This is a genomic window from Geotalea uraniireducens, assembly GCF_027943965.1.
GTDB lineage: Bacteria > Desulfobacterota > Desulfuromonadia > Geobacterales > Geobacteraceae > Geobacter > Geobacter uraniireducens.
The window spans coordinates 2,009,510-2,027,717 of record NZ_AP027151.1; the positions used below are offsets into that span (position 1 = coordinate 2,009,510).

16 protein-coding genes are annotated in these 18,208 nt (G+C 61.7%); 9 read left to right on the plus strand and 7 right to left on the minus strand.

Annotated features, from left to right (window positions below):
* Positions 1-18: 18 nt before the first annotated feature.
* Complete coding sequence (locus tag QMN23_RS09410) at positions 19-897, minus strand: transporter (protein ID WP_282003668.1); 879 nt, start codon at positions 895-897, stop codon at positions 19-21.
* Positions 898-1,347: 450 nt separating this feature from the next.
* Between QMN23_RS09410 and QMN23_RS09415 the strand changes: the two genes are divergently transcribed.
* Entirely contained in the window at positions 1,348-1,818 is a 471-nt protein-coding gene (locus QMN23_RS09415) for a hypothetical protein (RefSeq protein ID WP_282003670.1), read from the plus strand.
* Between the two features lie 127 nt (positions 1,819-1,945).
* Entirely contained in the window at positions 1,946-2,413 is a 468-nt protein-coding gene (locus QMN23_RS09420; RefSeq protein ID WP_282003671.1) for a hypothetical protein, read from the plus strand.
* A gap of 39 nt (positions 2,414-2,452) precedes the next feature.
* On the opposite strand, the gene QMN23_RS09425 is transcribed toward QMN23_RS09420, so the two are convergent.
* Entirely contained in the window at positions 2,453-2,932 is a 480-nt protein-coding gene (locus QMN23_RS09425) for a carboxymuconolactone decarboxylase family protein (RefSeq protein ID WP_282003673.1), read from the minus strand.
* 301 nt (positions 2,933-3,233) lie between these two features.
* Between QMN23_RS09425 and QMN23_RS09430 the strand changes: the two genes are divergently transcribed.
* Together QMN23_RS09430 and QMN23_RS09435 are read left to right on the plus strand one after the other, a co-directional pair.
* Complete coding sequence (locus tag QMN23_RS09430) at positions 3,234-3,392, plus strand: helix-turn-helix domain-containing protein (protein WP_282003849.1); 159 nt, start codon at positions 3,234-3,236, stop codon at positions 3,390-3,392.
* 456 nt (positions 3,393-3,848) lie between these two features.
* Positions 3,849-6,722, plus strand: a complete 2,874-nt coding sequence (locus tag QMN23_RS09435; RefSeq protein ID WP_282003674.1) for an Ig-like domain-containing protein — start codon at positions 3,849-3,851, stop codon at positions 6,720-6,722.
* Between the two features lie 176 nt (positions 6,723-6,898).
* On the opposite strand, the gene QMN23_RS09440 is transcribed toward QMN23_RS09435, so the two are convergent.
* The 4 genes from QMN23_RS09440 to QMN23_RS09455 all read right to left on the minus strand — a co-directional run bounded on the left by QMN23_RS09440 (position 6,899) and on the right by QMN23_RS09455 (position 10,827).
* Positions 6,899-7,399, minus strand: coding sequence for a DUF2059 domain-containing protein (locus QMN23_RS09440; RefSeq protein ID WP_282003676.1), 501 nt, complete (start codon positions 7,397-7,399; stop codon positions 6,899-6,901).
* A gap of 562 nt (positions 7,400-7,961) precedes the next feature.
* Positions 7,962-8,990, minus strand: a complete 1,029-nt coding sequence (locus QMN23_RS09445; RefSeq protein WP_282003679.1) for an aldo/keto reductase — start codon at positions 8,988-8,990, stop codon at positions 7,962-7,964.
* A gap of 63 nt (positions 8,991-9,053) precedes the next feature.
* Positions 9,054-9,722, minus strand: a complete 669-nt coding sequence (locus tag QMN23_RS09450) for a flavodoxin family protein (RefSeq protein WP_282003680.1) — start codon at positions 9,720-9,722, stop codon at positions 9,054-9,056.
* A 97-nt stretch (positions 9,723-9,819) separates the two neighbouring features.
* Positions 9,820-10,827, minus strand: coding sequence for an aldo/keto reductase (locus tag QMN23_RS09455; RefSeq protein WP_282003682.1), 1,008 nt, complete (start codon positions 10,825-10,827; stop codon positions 9,820-9,822).
* Positions 10,828-11,058: 231 nt separating this feature from the next.
* Here QMN23_RS09455 and QMN23_RS09460 point away from each other — a divergent pair, with 231 nt between their 5' ends.
* Both QMN23_RS09460 and QMN23_RS09465 read left to right on the plus strand, forming a co-directional pair.
* Positions 11,059-11,967: an AraC family transcriptional regulator gene (locus QMN23_RS09460; RefSeq protein ID WP_282003684.1), complete on the plus strand. Its 909-nt coding sequence runs from the start codon at positions 11,059-11,061 to the stop codon at positions 11,965-11,967.
* Between the two features lie 110 nt (positions 11,968-12,077).
* Positions 12,078-12,542, plus strand: coding sequence for a nitrous oxide reductase accessory protein NosL (locus tag QMN23_RS09465; RefSeq protein ID WP_282003685.1), 465 nt, complete (start codon positions 12,078-12,080; stop codon positions 12,540-12,542).
* Between the two features lie 41 nt (positions 12,543-12,583).
* Here QMN23_RS09465 and QMN23_RS09470 read toward each other — a convergent pair whose 3' ends face one another.
* Positions 12,584-15,370, minus strand: a complete 2,787-nt coding sequence (locus QMN23_RS09470; RefSeq protein WP_282003686.1) for a PAS domain S-box protein — start codon at positions 15,368-15,370, stop codon at positions 12,584-12,586.
* Positions 15,371-15,613: 243 nt separating this feature from the next.
* Between QMN23_RS09470 and QMN23_RS09475 the strand changes: the two genes are divergently transcribed.
* Genes QMN23_RS09475 through ligD form a run of 3 tightly spaced genes read left to right on the plus strand, consistent with a single transcriptional unit; the run spans position 15,614 to position 18,090 of the window.
* Positions 15,614-16,384: a Ku protein gene (locus tag QMN23_RS09475; RefSeq protein ID WP_282003688.1), complete on the plus strand. Its 771-nt coding sequence runs from the start codon at positions 15,614-15,616 to the stop codon at positions 16,382-16,384.
* Between the two features lie 15 nt (positions 16,385-16,399).
* Positions 16,400-17,188 carry a Ku protein gene (locus tag QMN23_RS09480; RefSeq protein ID WP_282003689.1) on the plus strand — a complete coding sequence of 263 codons (789 nt, stop codon included), beginning with the start codon at positions 16,400-16,402 and terminating at the stop codon, positions 17,186-17,188.
* Positions 17,185-18,090 carry a non-homologous end-joining DNA ligase gene (gene ligD, locus QMN23_RS09485; protein ID WP_282003691.1) on the plus strand — a complete coding sequence of 302 codons (906 nt, stop codon included), beginning with the start codon at positions 17,185-17,187 and terminating at the stop codon, positions 18,088-18,090. Before QMN23_RS09480 ends, ligD begins: the two co-directional genes overlap by 4 nt.
* Positions 18,091-18,208 lie beyond the last annotated feature (118 nt).

Below are 18,208 nucleotides of genomic sequence, written 5' to 3' on the forward strand. Positions count from 1 at the left end.
TGTTTTGAATTACCCGTTTCAGAACTGATAGTTGACCTCCGCTCCCAACGCGAAGGAGGGCGTGCCGTCGGTTAACCCTTCGCCGAGATAGCCGTTAACTCCCCACCGGTCGCTGATTTTGTAGAGCGCAGTTTCGCGCAGTTGGCAGTACGGGGGAGACCCGTCGCCCGGGTTTGTTGTCCCTTTTAGCGCCAATGCGGGCAGGAACCGGTCAGTCACCTGGTATCCCACTCCCAGGTCATAACTGAAGTAATCCTTCAGCTGGAAGTCCGAAGATTTGCCGATGTAGTTGTAAACCCCCTCGCAGTAGCCGTTCCAGTCGCCAAGCCACTTGTTCAGCGTCACACCCACGCCGGCATCGAATTCCCCGGTACCGAGCCCCTTGTCTTTGTCGGCGGTGGGGAACTTGACATAGGCTTCGGGGCGGATTTCAGGCACCGCATTCCTTTCCTGTACGACAATGTACCCCCCCTTGAGGACCAGGTCGCCGATGCCGCTCTGCGACTTGTTAACATCGAAGGTGGAGGCGAATGCCGATGAGCCCATACGTCGCGGCCCGGAGCTCTGCCCCTGTCCTCCCGACTGCATGGTGGCGGTCCTGAAACGGCCCATGCCGAAGGGGGTAGTCGTGCTGTTGCTCTGATACAGGTAGGGGATTTCCAACGAGAGGTCCAGGCGGTCCGTCGGATACCAGCCGAGTGTCAGTTTCGTGGTCACGGAGTCGGTCGTGATGCTGGTCCCGTAATCGCCGGTGCCGTACTCGACGCTGAGCGCCGCAAAATAGTTGGGTTGAGATTGTTCCTTGGGGGCCATTTTTTCCGCGGCATTGACCTGCAAGGGCGAGTAAAGCGCTAAAGCGAGAACTGAGGCAAGCAGGACCTTCTGGCTGGGTTCCATTTTCATCTCCTCAATTTGGCGGCAGAATGTAAGAACAGATCTTCAAAATTCTATCAGCTGGGACCGGCCCCGCAACTAGTTGCACAAAATTCATTTTAGATATCGTGGAAAGCTGTCATGAAAATTGGCCGGAAGGGTACGAATCGAGTCGGCGACAATCAACTCCTCGACATTCGGATAACAAGTACTGTTACAGCCAGTTAGCATTTTTCTTAAATTATGGCAGTACTCTTTTAATTTTGCTTATTAATACTGGTTAACTGGCGACGGGCCTGGATGGTGCAATTATTTTCTCGTGGAGGTGCAGAATCTTGCGCCGGTCATTCAGTAAGGTGTTCCAACTTTTCTGTTAACGTGCCGAAATAACATGCGATAGCAGTCGTATTTGTCGTTGGCACAGGCCGTGTAATATCCCCTGGCAGGAAGTCAACCACAGGGAGGTTCATCACAATGAAAAGAAACACGACTATTTCGGCAGTACTGGTCTTTGCATCGTTGGCGCTTGCCGGCCAGGCGTTCGCCTTCGGTGGCGGCATGGGGGGAGGCGGAGGCTTTAGCCGGGGCGGCGGTTTTGGCGGCGGCAATGCCTTCAACCACCAGCGGAGCACGTCCAACTCCCAGTCCCGCAGCAGGTTCTCCGGCAACAATTCCGGCCGGCATCTCGCTCTCGGGCAGCAGAACGGCAGTCGGAGCGGGTCGGGCTCTTCCATGGCCGGATCTTCCGGGAGAGCCACGCAGGGGATGAATGGCGTCACCTCGGGGCAGGGTGGATCAGGGGCATCGGCCTCCGGCATGAGTTCATCCAGCCGATCGGGCAGCCAGCACGCCCAGAATCGGCGGACGGGCGGCTCGAATTCAGCCCGGGGGCACAGCGGTTCTTCTTCTCCTGCTAGTGGCACCAATTCCGGTCAGCAGGGGTAATGGAGACTTCAGCCGACAGGTAAAAGTCGGACGAGGGGCTGTTTGGCGGACAACAGCCCCTCGTTTCCTGAATCGCCGGGTAATAGGAACATGATTTGAGACCCGCACAACGGGTTACGAGGATACTATGAAAAAGTTAGTTATCGGTCTGTTGAGTGTAGCGCTGCTCACTATTTCGGTAGCCGGCGCTCATGCTGCCAACGTCAATCTGGGGATCAACTTTGGCAACTTCCTGGTTTCGGTGGGTGCCTATCCCGACCAGCCGCCCGAATTCGTCGCGCAGCCCGGGTTAGGTTTTTACGCTGCTGTCGGCGTCCCGTACGACATGTTCTACGCGGGCAGCCGTTATTATCTGTGTCGGGACGACATCTGGTACGCGGCGCCTTATTACAACGGGCCGTGGGTACAGGTCGGCTTCAGCGCGCTCCCTTGGGGGCTCCGCAGGTACCCGATCGGCAGGCTGCGCTATCTCAGGGCTGAACGAATGGGTCATTACCGCGACGGCGACGACGACGGCTACCGGTATTATCGCCCCGAATGGCGGGGACCCATGCAGGCCCGATGGGAGGGCAGGAGACACGGCATGGGGTGGTAACGGCGTAGAGTGTGCCCGGAGCAATTGGGCGGGTTTCCCTCACCGGTTCTGGAGCAGCTTGTCAGACATGCCGGCCCGGTAGCCCCCAACCGGGGAGCGGAAGCCGATGGCCAGCCGGTTCCGGCCGTTGATGGCGACGATCGCCAGGCTGAGATTCACCAGCTCGGCCTCGCTGAACTGGCGGCGCGCCTCCTCGTATGTCTCGTCAGGGGCGTGGGTCTCGGCGATCAGGGGCAACGCCTCTGTCCAGGCGAGGGCCGCCCGTTCCCGCTCGCTGAAGAAGGGGGGCTCCCGCCAGGCGTTGAGCAGGTAGAGCCGCTGCTCGGTTTCTCCCGTTGCCCGGGCATCCTTCGAGTGCATGTCCAGACAATAGGCGCAGCCGTTGATCTGCGGCGCCCGCATCCGTACCAGATCCAGCAGCGAGGCCTCCAGCCCGCAGTCGTGCAGGTATCTTTCCAGACCGAGCATCACCTGCCCGGCGCCCGGTGCAACCTTCCTGAGATTGATTCTTGCAGCCATGATGTGCCTCCTTCCTTCCGAACCAGCCGGGGGAAGAACGTCCCGGTCCGATGTGCGGCGTGACTTCGCCCCGGAGTTCCCCAATTTATTTCAGCTCATTATCTGTCCAACGGGGCACTCCCCTGCCTTTTTGGGAGATCGGCGCCAGTAAGTCACCGGTATCTATATGTAGATGCTTGTATTCTGTATGCGGGAACAAAGAGGGGGCGCGTCTGCATTCCAAATCTTGTGTAGAATGAAGACCTAACCCTTCGCTGCCGAAACCGGCACGACTCCTGCCCGCTATGTCGAACAGCTTCGCCTGGAGCAGGCGATTCGGCTCCTTGAAGAGAGCGACCTGCCAATCGAGGTGCTTGCCGAACAGAGTGGTTTTGCGAATATCGAGCAGTTTCGCCGAACCTTTTTCCGCCATCTGCGGATCACTCCGCTCGCCTACCGCGAGCGCTTCTGCGCCCGCTGAGCATGGAGCGCCATTTACCCGCCCCATAACGACGAGCAGTTATCTTTTTACCCTTTCAGCCAACAGGATTATGCCGCCGGTTGTTTCTGTTTTGGTAGGCAATGTTCTATTTTGCTGATGGTATGTAAAATGCTGTACATGAATTAATGTTCACCGTTCTGTTTCTGTTGGTGGAGAAGTACGCGAAATGATTGGATCCGTTTCGCTAGTTCACTGCCAGAGACTAACAGGGCGGTGCCGATAGACAGTCTGGTGCGGGTAAAATAAGTTGCTGTGCCTGTTTATCTCTTGCCGGAGTCTGTTATTATTAATCTAAGTAGCGTCTGATCCTGCAATGCTTCCATTCAATGCTCACCGATAATTCTTCACTGATATTCTCATTGACGCCACCTATGGCAGTTAGTCCGGAAGTTTTTGCATATGAGCTCCGCTTTTTTGTCACATGAGGAGGTTCCCATGCAAAGCCATGCAACGTCGGCACGGAACGGGTCGCTGCTTGCTCGCGGGATAACGGGGATTTTGAGCGTCGTGCTCCTGGTATGTTGCACCACCATTGCCTGGGGGGCGCTGACGCCGACGGGCTACACGCCGGTCGGCGAGGCGAGTACCGCGACCACCGTCACCGCTACCTTCAGCTCGGCAATGGACGCCTCGTCGGTGACAGGCAACAGCGTTCTTCTGTCGCGGTTGGTCACCTTCAAGGCCCTGGCTGCCGGGAAAGGACATACCGTGGCGCTGAAAAAGGACGGCACGGTGGTGGCCTGGGGCGACAATGGTTTTGGCCAGACGACGGTGCCGGCAGGCCTTGCCGGGGTGACCGCCATCGCTGCCGGGCATGACCATACCGTGGCGTTGAAGGAAGACGGGACGGTGGTGGCCTGGGGGGACAACAGTTCCGGTCAGACGACGGTGCCGGCCGGCCTTAGCGGGGTGACCGCCGTTGCCGCCGGGTACTACCATACCGTGGCGTTGAAGAGCGACGGGACAGTGGTGGCCTGGGGGGACAACAGCTCCGGCCAGACGACGGTGCCGGGCGGCCTCACCGGGGTGACCGCCGTTGCCGCCGGCTATTCGCATACCGTGGTGCTGAAAAGCGACGGGACGGTGGTGGCCTGGGGGGGCAACAGCGCCGGCCAGACGACGGTGCCGGCGGGCCTCGTCGGGGTGGTCGCCGTTGCCGCGGGTGGGCTGCATACCGTGGCGTTGAAAGAAGACGGGACGGTGGTGGCCTGGGGGGACAACAGTTACGGCCAGACGACGGTACCGGGCGGCCTTACCGGGGTGATCGCCATTGCCGCCGGCTATTACCATACCGTGGCGTTGAAGAGCGACGGGACGGTGGTTGCCTGGGGCGACAACAGCCTCAACGAGACCGCGGTGCCGGCGGGCCTCACCGGGGTGACCGCCATTGTCGCCGGGGTTTTCCACTCGGTGGCGTTGAAGAGCGACGGCACCGCGGTGGGGTGGGGCGATGACAGCTTCGGCAAGACCGTGGTGCCGGCAGGGCTCAGCGGGTTGACCGGCGTTGCCGCCGGCCAGTTCCATACCGTGGCCCTGAAGCTGGACGGCACAGTGGCCGCTTGGGGTGGCAACAACTATCAGCAGCTGGCGGTGCCGGCCGGCCTTGCCGGGGTGACGGCGCTTGCCGCCGGTTACCAGCATACCGTGGCGTTGAAGAGCGACGGGACGGTGGTCGCCTGGGGCGACAACGGTTACGGCCAGACGACGATACCGGCGGACTTGGCCGGGGTGATTGCCGTTGCGGCGGGGGATGCCCATAGCGTGGCGCTGCAAGGGGACGGGACGGTGGTGGCCTGGGGCGCCAACGGTGCCGGCCAGACGACGGTGCCGGCGGACCTCGGCGGGGTGATTGCCATCGCTGCCGGTTATTCCCATAGCGTGGCGCTGAAGAGCGACGGCACGGTAGTCGCCTGGGGCGACAACAGCTATGGCCAGACGACGGTGCCGACGGGGCTTAGTGGGGTGACCGCCATCGCTGCCGGCTATTACCATACCGTGGCGTTGAAAAACGACGGGACGGTGGTCGCCTGGGGACGGAACAGCTCCGGCCAGTGCACGGTGCCGCCGGGACTGAGCGGCGTGATTGCCGTTGCCGCCGGGGGGGCGCATACCGTGGCGTTGAAGGGCGACGGGACGGTGGTCGCCTGGGGCGATAACACTTCCGGCCAGACGGCAGTGCCGGCCGGCCTCAGCGGCGTGACCGCCATTGCCGCCGGCGGCGCACATACCGTGGCGCTGAAGAGCGACGGCTCGCTGGTGGCCTGGGGGTGGAACGGTTACGGTCAGACGACGGTGCCGCCGCTTCTCTCGCTGTACCAAAGCAGCGTTGCCGCAACGGTGACTTACGATCCGGCGATGCTCACCGCCACTCTGACGCCGACCGCCTCGCTCTTCAACTCCACAACCTACACGGCGACGGTCAGCGGGGTGCGCAGCCAGGCCGGCGAGCATCTGGCGAGCATCCTGAGCTGGGACTTCACCACCTTCCCGCCGCCGCCGGCTGCGCCGGCCATGGCACCGGCCACTTCGATCATCTCCAGCGCCTTTACCGCCAACTGGGGAACGGTCGCTGCCGCCACCGGCTATCGGCTCGATGTGGCGATCGACAGCGGTTTCACTATGCCGGTCCCGGGCTACGACAACCTCGATATGGGAACCGCCACCAGCTACACCGTCGCCGGGCTCAGCCCGAGCACCACCTACTACTGCCGGGTGCGGGCGACCAATGCCGGTGGTGCCGGCGCTAATTCCGATACCCTCACGGTGGTCACCCTGCCGCCGCCGGTCACTGTTTCGGCGGCCGTTGACGGCAGCACCGGCACCGGGAGCGGGACGGTCACCAGCATCCCGACGGGCATTTCCTGCGTAAAAGGATCGTCCGCCGGCTGTAGCGCCTCCTTCGAGATCGGCACGGCGGTCAGCCTGATGGCGACGCCCGACTGGCGGTCGCTCTTTATCGGCTGGTCAGGCGATTGCAGCGGCAGCGACAACCCGTGCAGTGTCGGCGCGGTGACCGTCGGCAAGTCGGCCACGGCGACCTTCATGCCGAACATCCAGTGCATCAACGCCGATTCCGACGTCGGCTATGCGGCGCTGCAGGATGCCTATGACGCCGCCGCCAGCGGCGCCACCATCAAGGCGCGCAGTTACGTTTTCTACGAGAACCTGGTGCTCGATGCGGCAAAGAACATTATCATCGATGGCGGCAAGGACAGCAGTTATCTGTCTACCATCGGCCAAACGACGGTGCACGGAACGATAACTGTCAAGCTTGGCAAGGCGACCATCGGCTACCTGGAAATCCACTGACCGCCGTCGGGCAGCAGGCCGGAAAATAACCGGGGCGGGTCCCGAAACACGACGTCGTTTTCGGAACTCGCCCCGGTGTTGTTTTGCGCCGCTGCGGTCGGTGGGCCTTTATTTCCCCATCATTCACTCACCGTAAAAAGAAGTTTCGTAGTGTGAGAGGGTGGGGTGATAAGTGATTACCATAACTGTATGTTTTCTTTTAGTAATCGTCGATCGACCCGATTTGCCAGCTCTTCGCCTAGACTTTTTTGCCACTCTTCGCCAGCAGCCAATAGCTCTTTTGTCATTTGAGGTGTAACAGCAACAACTTTTTTACCCAATGGTGATTCATAGAACTTTATCAATTCGGATATTTCTGATTCCGTGTAGTTTTTAGCCCATACTGGTGCAACCTTTGCTGCGTATTCCCCTCTATTTATTGAATCTTTTATAACGGCCTTCGACTCTTCTTTAAGAATTTGAATTATTTGGTCGGAAATATCCGGCCGGACTTTTTTTATTTGGTTGTAGTAGTCTTCAGATGTTGTTTCGCTGGAGATCACCGCAGCTTTGGTAACTCCTGTGATTTCGATTAGTTTTAAAATGTTGTCCATCTTATTAAGCTGTTGTTCCTCGGCATACACCGGTGAACAGGTAAGGAGATAGGCGACGGCATAAATAAAGATTGTTTTTTTCATGATTTACCTTTTCCCGTTATACCCTCAGGTAACGATGTGTAGAAACTACCTTTCAGCGGACAACCACTTTGTTATGCACTCGCTCTGGTGGTTTTGTTCTGTCATATTCCTAGATCAAGCACAGGAAAAGGGACAAGCACAGGAAAAGGGACAGGCTACTTTTTCTCCCCCCTCCTCAGCTGAACTTCAAAAAGTAGCCTGTCCCCTTTTCCGTGTCGAGTACGTTAAAGCAAATTTATAATATTTTTCTGAGCTATCTATCCAGCTTTTGCATGCCGCCGCGAATCAACCGATTTTGCTCAATTTACCACCAAACCCTACCATATAGGCCCACGCTAACAAAGCCTAATTTGCTGCTTAACTTTCCGGAATTTCGAAAAGTTACTACATATAGTAACCTCGGGAAAATCTTTTTGGCAGATGGGAGAGGTGATGTGGACGGAGACCTTGGGGGGGATTGCCTTGCAGGCGGTGTCGGCGGCGCTGCCGACAAGCTGGGGAGGATTGTCGTCAGCAGCGCCGCCGTGATGACCGGGACAGTGAAGAGGTGTTATGTTCGCCGTTACGCCTGCCGCTCTTTCAGGTGCTGCTCGTAAAGGGCGTAATTGGCCTTGAGGATGGCGGGAATGGACAGTTCGTAGGGACAGCGCTTGCTGCAGGCGCCGCAGTCGGTGCAGCCCGGCACCGTCTCCATCACTTTCCGGCAGAACTCGACGGCCACCGGTGGCGACATCCGGGCGGCGACGATCGGGTAGCCCATCGCCGGGGTGATCATGACCCCCTGCGGGCAGGGCTGGCAGTATTCGCAGCGCCGGCAGAACCGCTTGCCCAACTCGCGGCGATAGTTGTCCATGATGTCGCGGTCACGGTCGGTGATGACGTTGGGCTGCTCGTACAGCGCCAGCACCTCGTCCACCTGGGCGCACGATTCGAAACCGGGGATCGGGATGATCCCGGCGTGGGCGCGGAGATATTTGAAGGCGATGGCGGCATTGTCGAGCACCCCGCCGCCGAACGGCTTCATGCAGATGAAGGCCATTCCCCCCTCCCGCGCGGCGCCGAGCAGTTCGTCCTTCGCCCCTTCCTCGATCAGGTTGAAGGGGAACTGGATGGTGGCGAACAGCCCGCTGCGCACCAGCTTCAGGGCCATCTCCAGACTGTGCGAGGTGACGCCGATGTGCCGGACCTTGCCGGCGGCCTTGGCTTTCAGCACCGCCTCCAGCGCGCCGCCCGGCCCGGTGACTTCCTGCCAGTCCTTTTCCTGGGCGATCTGGTGCAACTGGTAGAGGTCGAGGTAATCGGTCCGGAGCATCCGCAGGCTGTTTTCCAGATGCCCCGTTACCCCCTCGGCGCTTCGCAGCAGGCTCTTGGTGGCGAGAACGACCTTGTCGCGCATGCCGGCAAAGGCCTGGCCCATTTTTTCTTCACTGTCGCGGTAGGCGTTGGCGGTGTCGAAGAAGGTGATGCCCCGGTCGAAGGCGTGGCGGAGCACCCGGATCGCCTCGTCGTTGTCCAGGCGGATGATCGGGATGCAGCCGAAGCCGCATTCGGAAACAATCAGGCCGGTCCGGCCAAGTTGCAGATAGTTCATTTCGTTACCTCTCTCATTCGTCTCCCCTTGACCCGCCGTCAGAACGGTCGGCCGGGAGGTCGGTCAGGATTCGGCAGCTATTCTTGCGGCCTGTAGCACCAGCCGGGCGCCGAGCTCCGCCGCCTTCAGGCACTCTTCGGGGAAGGCGGCGCGGTACCGTGCCCGCCGCTCTGCCGGGTCGAAGTAGTCGAAGACGACCTTGTCGTAATCCTCGAACTGGAGGGTTTCACAGGCGCAGAGCGTTTCTGCCCGGCCGAAAATCCGGGCCAGGTACTGCTCGTTGGCGCCGAAATGGATCGGGTAGTGGTACTCCTGCATTAGTTCTGCCGAGACGTTCATGGTGTAGATGAACGCCGTGGGGATCTTCCGGGGGAAGAGCGAGCCGGGCGGGCGGCTGTAGGTCAGGTAGGGGAAAAGGAGCCGTTCCATAAAGGAGCGCATCTCGCCGGTCACCGTGCCGAAATAGACCGGCGAGCCGAGGATGAATGCGTCGGCCGCGGCGAGGCGGGCCAACAGCGGGGTCAGGTCGTCGTTCATGGCGCAGCGGCCGTAACTCGCTCCCCCTTTGAGCTTGCAGGCGAAGCAGCTCGTGCACCCCTTGAAATCCAGGTCGTAGAGATGGATCAGCTCCGTTGCCGCCCCCTGCGCCACCGCGCCTTCGAGGGCGTTGTCGAGGAGGGTGGCGGTATTCCATTTCTTGCGCGGGCTGCCATTGATGGCAATGACGTTCATGCGGGTCCTCCGGGTAAAATTTCATTCGCAAAAATAATGGCATGGGGCAACGCTGTTTAACCGTTGCTCGATCTTTCCCCGGCAGCGGCCGGCGGCGCTATCGGTTGATAAAGCCGATCATGCTCGCCGGGTACCGTTCGCCGGCCACCGCGTCCCGAGGGATGACGGCGGCGATCTCGGCCAGGTCGTCCGCCGTCAGTTCGAGCTGTGCCGCGGCGACGTTCTCCTCCAGGTATTTGATCCGCTTGGTGCCGGGGATCGGCACGATGTCGTCTCCCTGGGCCATGACCCAGGCGAGGGCCAGCTGCCCCGCCGTTGCTCCCTTGCGGCCGGCCAGTTCGGTGACCTTCGCAACCAGCTGCAGATTTTTAGCGAAGTTCTCCCCCTGGAAGCGGGGCGACTGGCGCCGGTAGTCGTCGGGGGCGAAATCATCGCAGCTTTTCAGCTGGCCGGTGAGGAAGCCGCGGCCGAGCGGGCTGTAGGGGACGAAGCCGATCCCCAGCTCGCGGAGGGTCGGCAGGAGGGATTCCTCCGGCTCCCGGCTCCAGAGGGAGTACTCGGTCTGGAGGGCGCTGATCGGGTGAACGGCGTGGGCGCGGCGGATGGTCTGCGGCGCCGCTTCGGAAAGGCCGAGGAAGAGCGCTTTCCCCTCGCGGACCAGTTCGGCCATCGCGCCGACCGTCTCTTCGATCGGTACCTCGCTGTCGACGCGATGCTGATAGTAGAGGTCGATATGGTCGGTGCCGAGACGTTTCAGCGATGCCTCGCAGGCGGCCCGGACGTATTCCGGTCGGCCGCAGATGCCGGTGACCGGAGCCCAGCCGCCGTTCGGTCCCGGGCTGGCGCTCCGGACCATGCCGAACTTGGTGGCAACGATCGCCCCGGCGCGGCGCCCCTTGAGCGCCCGGCCGAGCAGTTCCTCGTTGGTGAACGGGCCGTACATGTCCGAGGTGTCGAAGAAGTTGACCCCGAGCTCCAGGGCGCGATGAATAGTTGCCACTGCCTCCCGCTCGTCCCGTTGGCCGTAGAAGTCCGACATCCCCATGCATCCCAGTCCCTGGGCTGAAACGATCAGCCCCTGGCTGCCGAGTTTGCGCTGCTGCATTGCTGTTCTCCCTTGTTCGCTCGGCCGTTTGTCGCCGTGCCGTTGTGACAGGCAGGCAAGGCCGGTACTGTCCGGACAGGATAGGCCGGAAGGGCGGTGAGTTCAATAGCCGTTCCTGCCGAAGAATTGCCCGTTTCTGTCGACGACCGGAAAATATTCGCAGTTTCTTGCTGAAATCTGCTACGTTACTTCCTGTTAACGGAATTCTGCGGAGCGGTGGAGGTGCCGACCATGGACAGCGGGACAATGGAATTGATGCAGCGCGAACGCGTGGCCGAATTGCTCGGCATGCTGGCGGTGACTGAGGGGGTTTCCCCGTCGCGGCTCGATGGGGTCCGTTTCGTCCGGGCCAGCCGGTCGAAGCTGCGGGTGCCGATCGTCTACGAGCCGAGCATCATCATCGTCGGCCAGGGGCGAAAACGGGTCTATCTCGGTGACCAGTGCTATATCTATGACCCCTACAACTACCTGGTCCTCTCCGTGCCGCTCCCCCTCGAATGCGAAACGGAAGCTACCCCGGAGAAACCGCTTCTGGCGATCTCGATCAAGGTCGATCCGGTGATGCTCGGAGAGCTTCTGATGGAGATGGATGAAGGAGGGGAGGTGCCGGGGACGGTCTGCGGCATCTACTCGACGGCACTGACCGACGAACTGGCCAGCGCCACCATCCGGCTGCTGGAATGTCTCCGTTCGCCGATCGAGAGCCGGGTCCTCGGTCCGCAGCTCGTCCGGGAGATCACTTTCCGGGTGCTGCGCGGCGAACAGGGGGGGGCGCTGCGCGCCGTGGCGGCCCGGCACAGCCGCTTCGGCCAGATTGCCCGGGTATTGCGCCGGGTCCACCAGGAGTACCACCGGGAGCTGGATGTGGAAACCCTGGCGCGAGAGGCAAACATGAGCGTCTCGACCTTCCACCACAATTTCAAGGCGGTCACTGCCACCTCGCCGCTGCAGTATCTGAAAAGCATCCGGCTGCACAAGGCGCGGCTGCTGATGGTCCAGGACGGGCTCAACGCCAGTATCGTCGCCGAACGGGTCGGCTACCTGAGCGCCTCGCAGTTCAGTCGGGATTACAAACGGTTCTTCGGCAGCAGCCCGGTCAGGGAAACCCGGGAGATGCGCTTGCTGCGGGAAGAGCCGTGAGCTGACAGCCACGTCCGCCAGCCGCATCGCGGCGGATGCGGCATCGCCTCGCGTCGCCGGGCCGATTTTTTCATTCCCTTTCCGGGAACACTCTGTTAAAGAAGAGCATTATGGCTAAAGCGCTTGCCACTGTCCTGACCATTCTCGCCTTCGCTGTTTCAGCCGTGCCGGCCGTGGCGGCGGAAAAAATCGAAGATCCCGCCTCCTGCCAGGCGTGCGGGATGAGCCGGGCCGCCAGCGCCCGCAACCGGCTGCTCATCGCCTATGCCGACGGGACGACCATCGGCACCTGCAGCCTCCATTGCGCCGCCACGCTGATGCGGGTGAATAACGCCAGGCTGATCGCCTCGATCAAGGTGGCCGATTACACTACCGGCCGGCTGATCGACGCCCGCACGGCGAGCTGGGTGATCGGCAGCAGGAAGAGCGGCGTGATGTCCAGCGCCGCCAAGCTGGCTTTCGCCAGCCGGCAGGAAGCACAATCCTTTGTCGAGCGCACCGGCGGTGTGATCACCACCTTTGACCAGGCATTGAACCTGGCGCGGATGGAAGGGGTCCTCGACCACAAACCGTGACCGTGCTCTTCCCGCCGGGCCGCTTTGGCCGCATCGGCACGTCAAACGGCGCTCTTCCCCCCCGCCAGGGTGAAGTAGAAGGTCGCGCCGCTGCCCGTTTTCCCTTCCGCCCAGACCTCGCCACCATGGCGGCGGATGATCCGCTGGACCGTCGCCAGCCCGATGCCGATCCCCGGGAAATCCTCCTCCCGGTGTAGCCGCTGGAACGGCTTGAACAGCTTGCCCGCGTAGTCCATCTCGAAACCAACCCCGTTATCCCGCACAAAATAGACCCGTCGGCCGTCGGTTTCCCTCATCCCGAACTCGATACGTGCCGCTGCTTCCCTTGCCGTGTATTTCCTGGCGTTGCTGAGCAGGTTGTCCAATACTGCCCGCATCAGTTCGGGATCGGCCTGGACGACGATGCCGTCCTCGATCTCGACCCTGACCCGCCGCTCGGGTTGCGACTTGACGAAATCGGCGAAGATTTCCCGCGCCAGGTCGGAGAGGTTGACCGGCAGGAGATTGATCTTGTTGAGCGTCATTCGCGACAGGTTGAGCAGGGCGTCGACCAGGTTGTCCATTTTGACCGCCGCCCGGCTGATCCGGTGGAGAATCTCCCGGTCAGCCTCGTCGAGCTTGTCGGCGCACTCTTCTTCGAGCATCCGGCTGAAGCCGTTCAGGTGGCGGAGCGGGGCGCGGAGGTCGTGGGAAACCGAGTAGTTGAACGCCTCCAGTTCCCGGTTTGCGGCTTCGAGCTGGGCGGTCCGCTCCTGAACCCGCTGTTCAAGGCCTTCGTTGAGCCGGCGGATCTCTTCTCCGGCCCGCTTCCGCTCCGTGACGTCCTCTACCATGTCGATTGTGTATCCCTGTAAGCCGTTCATTGATTCGAGCGTGGTGACAGTAAGGTTCCCCCAGAGAGTCGAACCGTCCCGGCGGAAATAGCGCTTTTCCATCCGAAAGACATGTTCGCCGCGGGAGATGGCCTCGTGGATGCGGCGCACCGTGGCCTCTTCGTCGGCCGGATGGCTGATCTCGGCGATCTGTCGGCCAACCAGTTCGTTGCGCGGGTAGTCGAGAATCCGTTCCATCGCCCGGTTGCAATGGATGATCCGCCGCTGTTCATCGGCCAGTATGATGCCGATACCCGCCTCCTTGAAAATGGCGCGAAATTTCTGCTCGCTCTGGCGCAGTTCGGCGGTCTGTTCGGCGACCCGCTGTTCCAGCGACTCGTTAAGCGATTGCAGCTCCTGGATGTTTCCCCGCAGCGTCGTTGTCATCTGGCGAACCGTGCCGATCAGCCGGCTGATCTCGCGGATGCCGCTTGTCGGCCACACGACCGTCGGGTGCAGGGTCAGATCCCCGGTGACGGTGGCGGAAATCCGGTCGAGTTCGACCACCGGCTTGACGATCGCGGCACTGGCTGCCTGGGCGACGGCCACGGCGAAGATGACGAGAATGAAGACCAGGGCGAGCCACCGGCTGGCGTCATGGTAGAGGGTGTTCTGGTACTGTTTCATCGGCATGCTGACGACGATCGTCCAGGGAACGGCGGCGTTGAGGGGTGAATCCATGCCGAAGCGGGCTTCTTGCGCGCGGTACAGCGGATTCACTCCTGCAGCGGGGACGACTTCGTAAACCGCATTGGCCAGCCAGTGAAATTCGCCGCCACGGCGCGGCTCCAGATGTTTCATGATCGGCATGGCCGGATCGGTGCTGGCGATCACCTGCCCCTTGCGATCGAGGAGGGAGATGTCCACGGCACGGTTCTGGGCGACGATCCGCAACAGTCGGGCGAGTCGCGCGGTGTCGACTATCCCGGCGCAGTAACCGCGGAACTTCCCGTTGATGACGATCGGCGTGAAGAGTGCCAGGCGAGGGGTCCGGGTGACGAGTCCGTAATCGATGTCGGAGACGACCGGCAACAGCGTCTTTTCCAGCAGCTGACGATAGGGGTGGCGTGAATAATCCTTGCCGATATTGGAGTGGCCGGCAGTGTCCAGCGCTGGCGAGAACGCCACCGAAACGGCCTTCGTATTCTGGATGGAGGTGGCGATAAAATCGGGGGATGTCTTGTTGAGCAGCTCAGTGTACCACTGGACCTGCCTGGCGGGTGTACGCGCCGGGTCTCCGACCAGGGTTGCCAGAGTTGAGAGCCGCTCGATCCGTTCGTTGAGCCAGGTTTCGATCGTTGCGCGGGCGATGCCGGTACAGGCGTTCAGCCGCCTTTCGACCTGCAGTTCCTCCTGGGCCTCTTTCTGGTGCAGGTTCACCAGGCTGAATGATGTTCCCTGAATGAGAATGGCGGCGACCATAATGATCACCAGCACCTGGTGCATGGCGGGCGAGGGGAGTTCCCGCGACTGCCTGAAGAAGGGTACAAGAGTGGCCAGATAGAGGAGGAAGGCGGCGGCGAGGACGTTAAAAATGCCGTTGATCCCTTGCTTGAGCGTCATCAGGATGGCCAGTGGCAGTGCAGCGTGGAGCAGGAAGCGACTGTAGAGGAAGACGAGCGGCATGCCGATGGCAAGCCAGTAGCCGGTGTCGAGCAGGACTATGTTCCGGGTGCGGCGCAGCAACCGGCCGACGAACAGAACCTCGCCCAGCAGGATCAGGTACAGCCAGGGGTGGTGCCAGAAGATGAGTGTATAACTGCCGGCGATGGCGGCTGCCAGCAGCCCGGCCGGCACCCCGTAGAGAAGCAGGGCCAGCATGACGAACAGTGAGCCGAAAAGGATGTGAATGTTGAAAACCAGCGGGACGCCGAACCAGTTCCCGGCAAAGCCGAGGATGCCGAACACGACCGCGGTAAGGATCGTTGTGCGACGCGCATTCCGGGTGACGAGCATGAGTGGGTGCCCCCTCATACCTGCTGGAGAAGTAGGTGTGTTACCCTCATGGTGCGGCTGCGTAATAGTAGACCAATCGGCAGTGGCTGGCAATAAAAAGTATTAGGAGGGTGTTGCCGGCAACGCGGCGAGCGGCCCGGTCTCGCACCGCGGGCAAGTCGCCGGCTTGCCGATGGACAGCGGGCAATTTTGTGCGAGACTTCACTTACGGGGGTACGGCCGTCCCGGGGGAAGGAGTGACTCATGGCGGGAACGTCGATCTGGAAGGGGGCCATCCGGTTCGGGGCGCTGGAGGTCCCGGTGAAGTTGCATGCGGCGGTGAAGGAGGAGCGGCTCCAGTTTCACCTGCTGCACAAACGGGATCTGCGCCGATTGCATCAGCAATTGATCTGTACCTACGAGAAAATACCGGTGCCGGTGGCGGCCCAGACCAAGGGGTTCGAGGTCGAAGAGGGTAAGTACCTGCTTATCGACCCGGCGGAGCTGGATGAGCTGTCTCCCGAGAGCAGCCGGCAGATCGAGGTCCACGAGTTTGTCGGCGCCGGGCAGCTTGCGCCGCAGTTCCTCGACCACGTCTACTACCTGGAGCCGGATTCGGAGCTGCCCGGCTACCGGGAACTGGCGGCGGCGCTGGCCGCGCTGGCGGTGGCGGGAATCTGCAGCTGGACCATGCGCAAGCATTCCTATCTCGGGGCGCTTCAGGCGAGCGGGCCGCTCTTGCGGCTCACCACCCTTCGTTATGCCGATGAACTGATCGCCGTGGCGTCGCTCGGGCTGGCAGAGATCTCGGTCAATGAAAAGGAACTGGAGATCGGCTGCCAGCTGATCAATCAGCTGACGGCACCGTTCCGGCCGGAAAAGTTCGTCGATGAGCATCAACAAAAACTGCGGGCGCTGATCGAACAGAAGGCCCGCGGCGAAAAGATTACCGTTTTGCGCCCCCGGCTGCTGGAGCCGACGGCGCCGGACCAGCTGCTGCAGGCACTGGAAGCCAGTCTGCAGAAGGTCGCCTGACCGGGAGGAGAGCCGATGGCCCCACAGGGAATCTGGAGTGGCACAGTCAGTTTCAGTCTGGTGGCGATTCCGGTGCAGCTGGTCAGGGCGGTCTCCCCCGGCCGGATTTCGTTTCGCCTGCTGCACGACGCCGATTATGCGCCCTTGGCGCGGCAGATGTTCTGCCCGGAGCGGGAAGAAGCTGCGGTCCCCGCGGAGGAGATCGCCAGAGGGTACGAAATTGCCCCTGACCGCTACATCCCGCTCACCGACGAGGAACTGGCGTCGGTCACCCCCGAACGGAGCCGTACCATCGAAATCGTCGAGTTCATCGACCTGGCCGAGCTGGACCCGCTCTATTTCGATCACCCTTATTATCTCGTCCCGCTGAAGGGGGGCGAAAAGTCCTACCGGCTGCTGGCCGAGGTGCTGCAGCGGACCAACCGGGCCGGGCTGGCGAAATTCGTCCTTGTCGAGCGAGAGTATCTGGTGGCGGTTACCGGCCACGGCGGCGCGCTGACTGTCACTACCCTCCATTATCCCGGCGAGATCCTGCCGGCGGCCGGGTCGGCGCCCCGCGAGGCGGTGAGCGATGCGAAACTGCAGGAGCGGATGCAGGAGGCCATCGCCCGGCTGACGACCGACTTCGCGCCGGGAAAATACGCGGACGAGCGGCGGGAGAAACTCCTGGCGCTTTTGCGACGGAAGGCGGCGGAACAGGCGCCGGTGACCGCGCCGGTCAGCGGTGAAGAGGAGGCTGAAGGGCCGCCCGATCTGGTTACGGCGCTGGAGGAAGCGATGCGCGACATGAAGAGGGTCCGGTGAGCCGGCAGTTCGTCGAGATCGCCGGTCGACGGCTGTCGCTCTCCAATCTGGAGAAGACGCTCTATCCTGCTGCCGGCTTTACCAAGGCGCATGTTCTGGAATATTACCGCCGGTTGGCGGCGTTCATCATCCCCCATCTGCGCGACCGGGCGCTGACCCTGAAACGCTATCCGGACGGGGTGGCGGAGGAGTTCTTCTTCGAGAAGCGCTGCCCGCCCCACCACCCGGAGTGGGTGGCGACGGCCGAGGTCGGCGGCGCTGGCGGCGAGCGGCTGACGGCCTGTCTGGTCAACGACCCGGCAACGCTGATCTGGGTGGCGAACCTCGCCTGTCTCGAACTCCACGTCCCGCTGGCCCGGGTCGGCTCGCCCGAGACGCCCGATTCCCTGGTCTTCGACCTGGACCCGGGCGATGGGGCGGATGTCCTGGACTGCGCCCGGTTAGCGCTGCTCCTGCGCGAACTCCTTGCCCGGCTGGGACTTGTCGGCTGGGTGAAGACCTCAGGGCAGAAAGGGCTGCACCTGTTCGTCCCGCTGAACCGGCCGGAGGCGACCTTTGCCGCGACCCGGACCTTTTCGAAGACGGTGGCGGAAATCCTGCAGAAACATTATCCGGAGCTGGTCACCGCCAAAATGGCCAAGGAGCAGCGGCAGGGGCGGGTGTTCATCAACTGGTCGCAGAACGATCCGACGAAGACGATGATCGCGGTCTATTCGCTGCGCGCCCGGGAAGAACCATTTGTCGCCACGCCGCTGACCTGGCGGGAGCTGGAGACGCTGGCAAAGGAGGGGAACCCGGCCCGCTTCCTCTTCAGCCCGGCGGCGGTGATGCGGCGCGTCGGGGGTGAGGGGGACCTGTTCGGCGAGATGTTGGTGAAACAGCAAAAACTGCCGCATCTTTGATGGCGTGCGCCCGTCTTTACGCCCTCTTCAGCCGGTCTTCGGTCGCGCAATCCTCGATGTAGTGCTGCTACGCCTGCGGCTTTGCTTGTCAGACCGACCAACTCCGGCGCAAATCCGG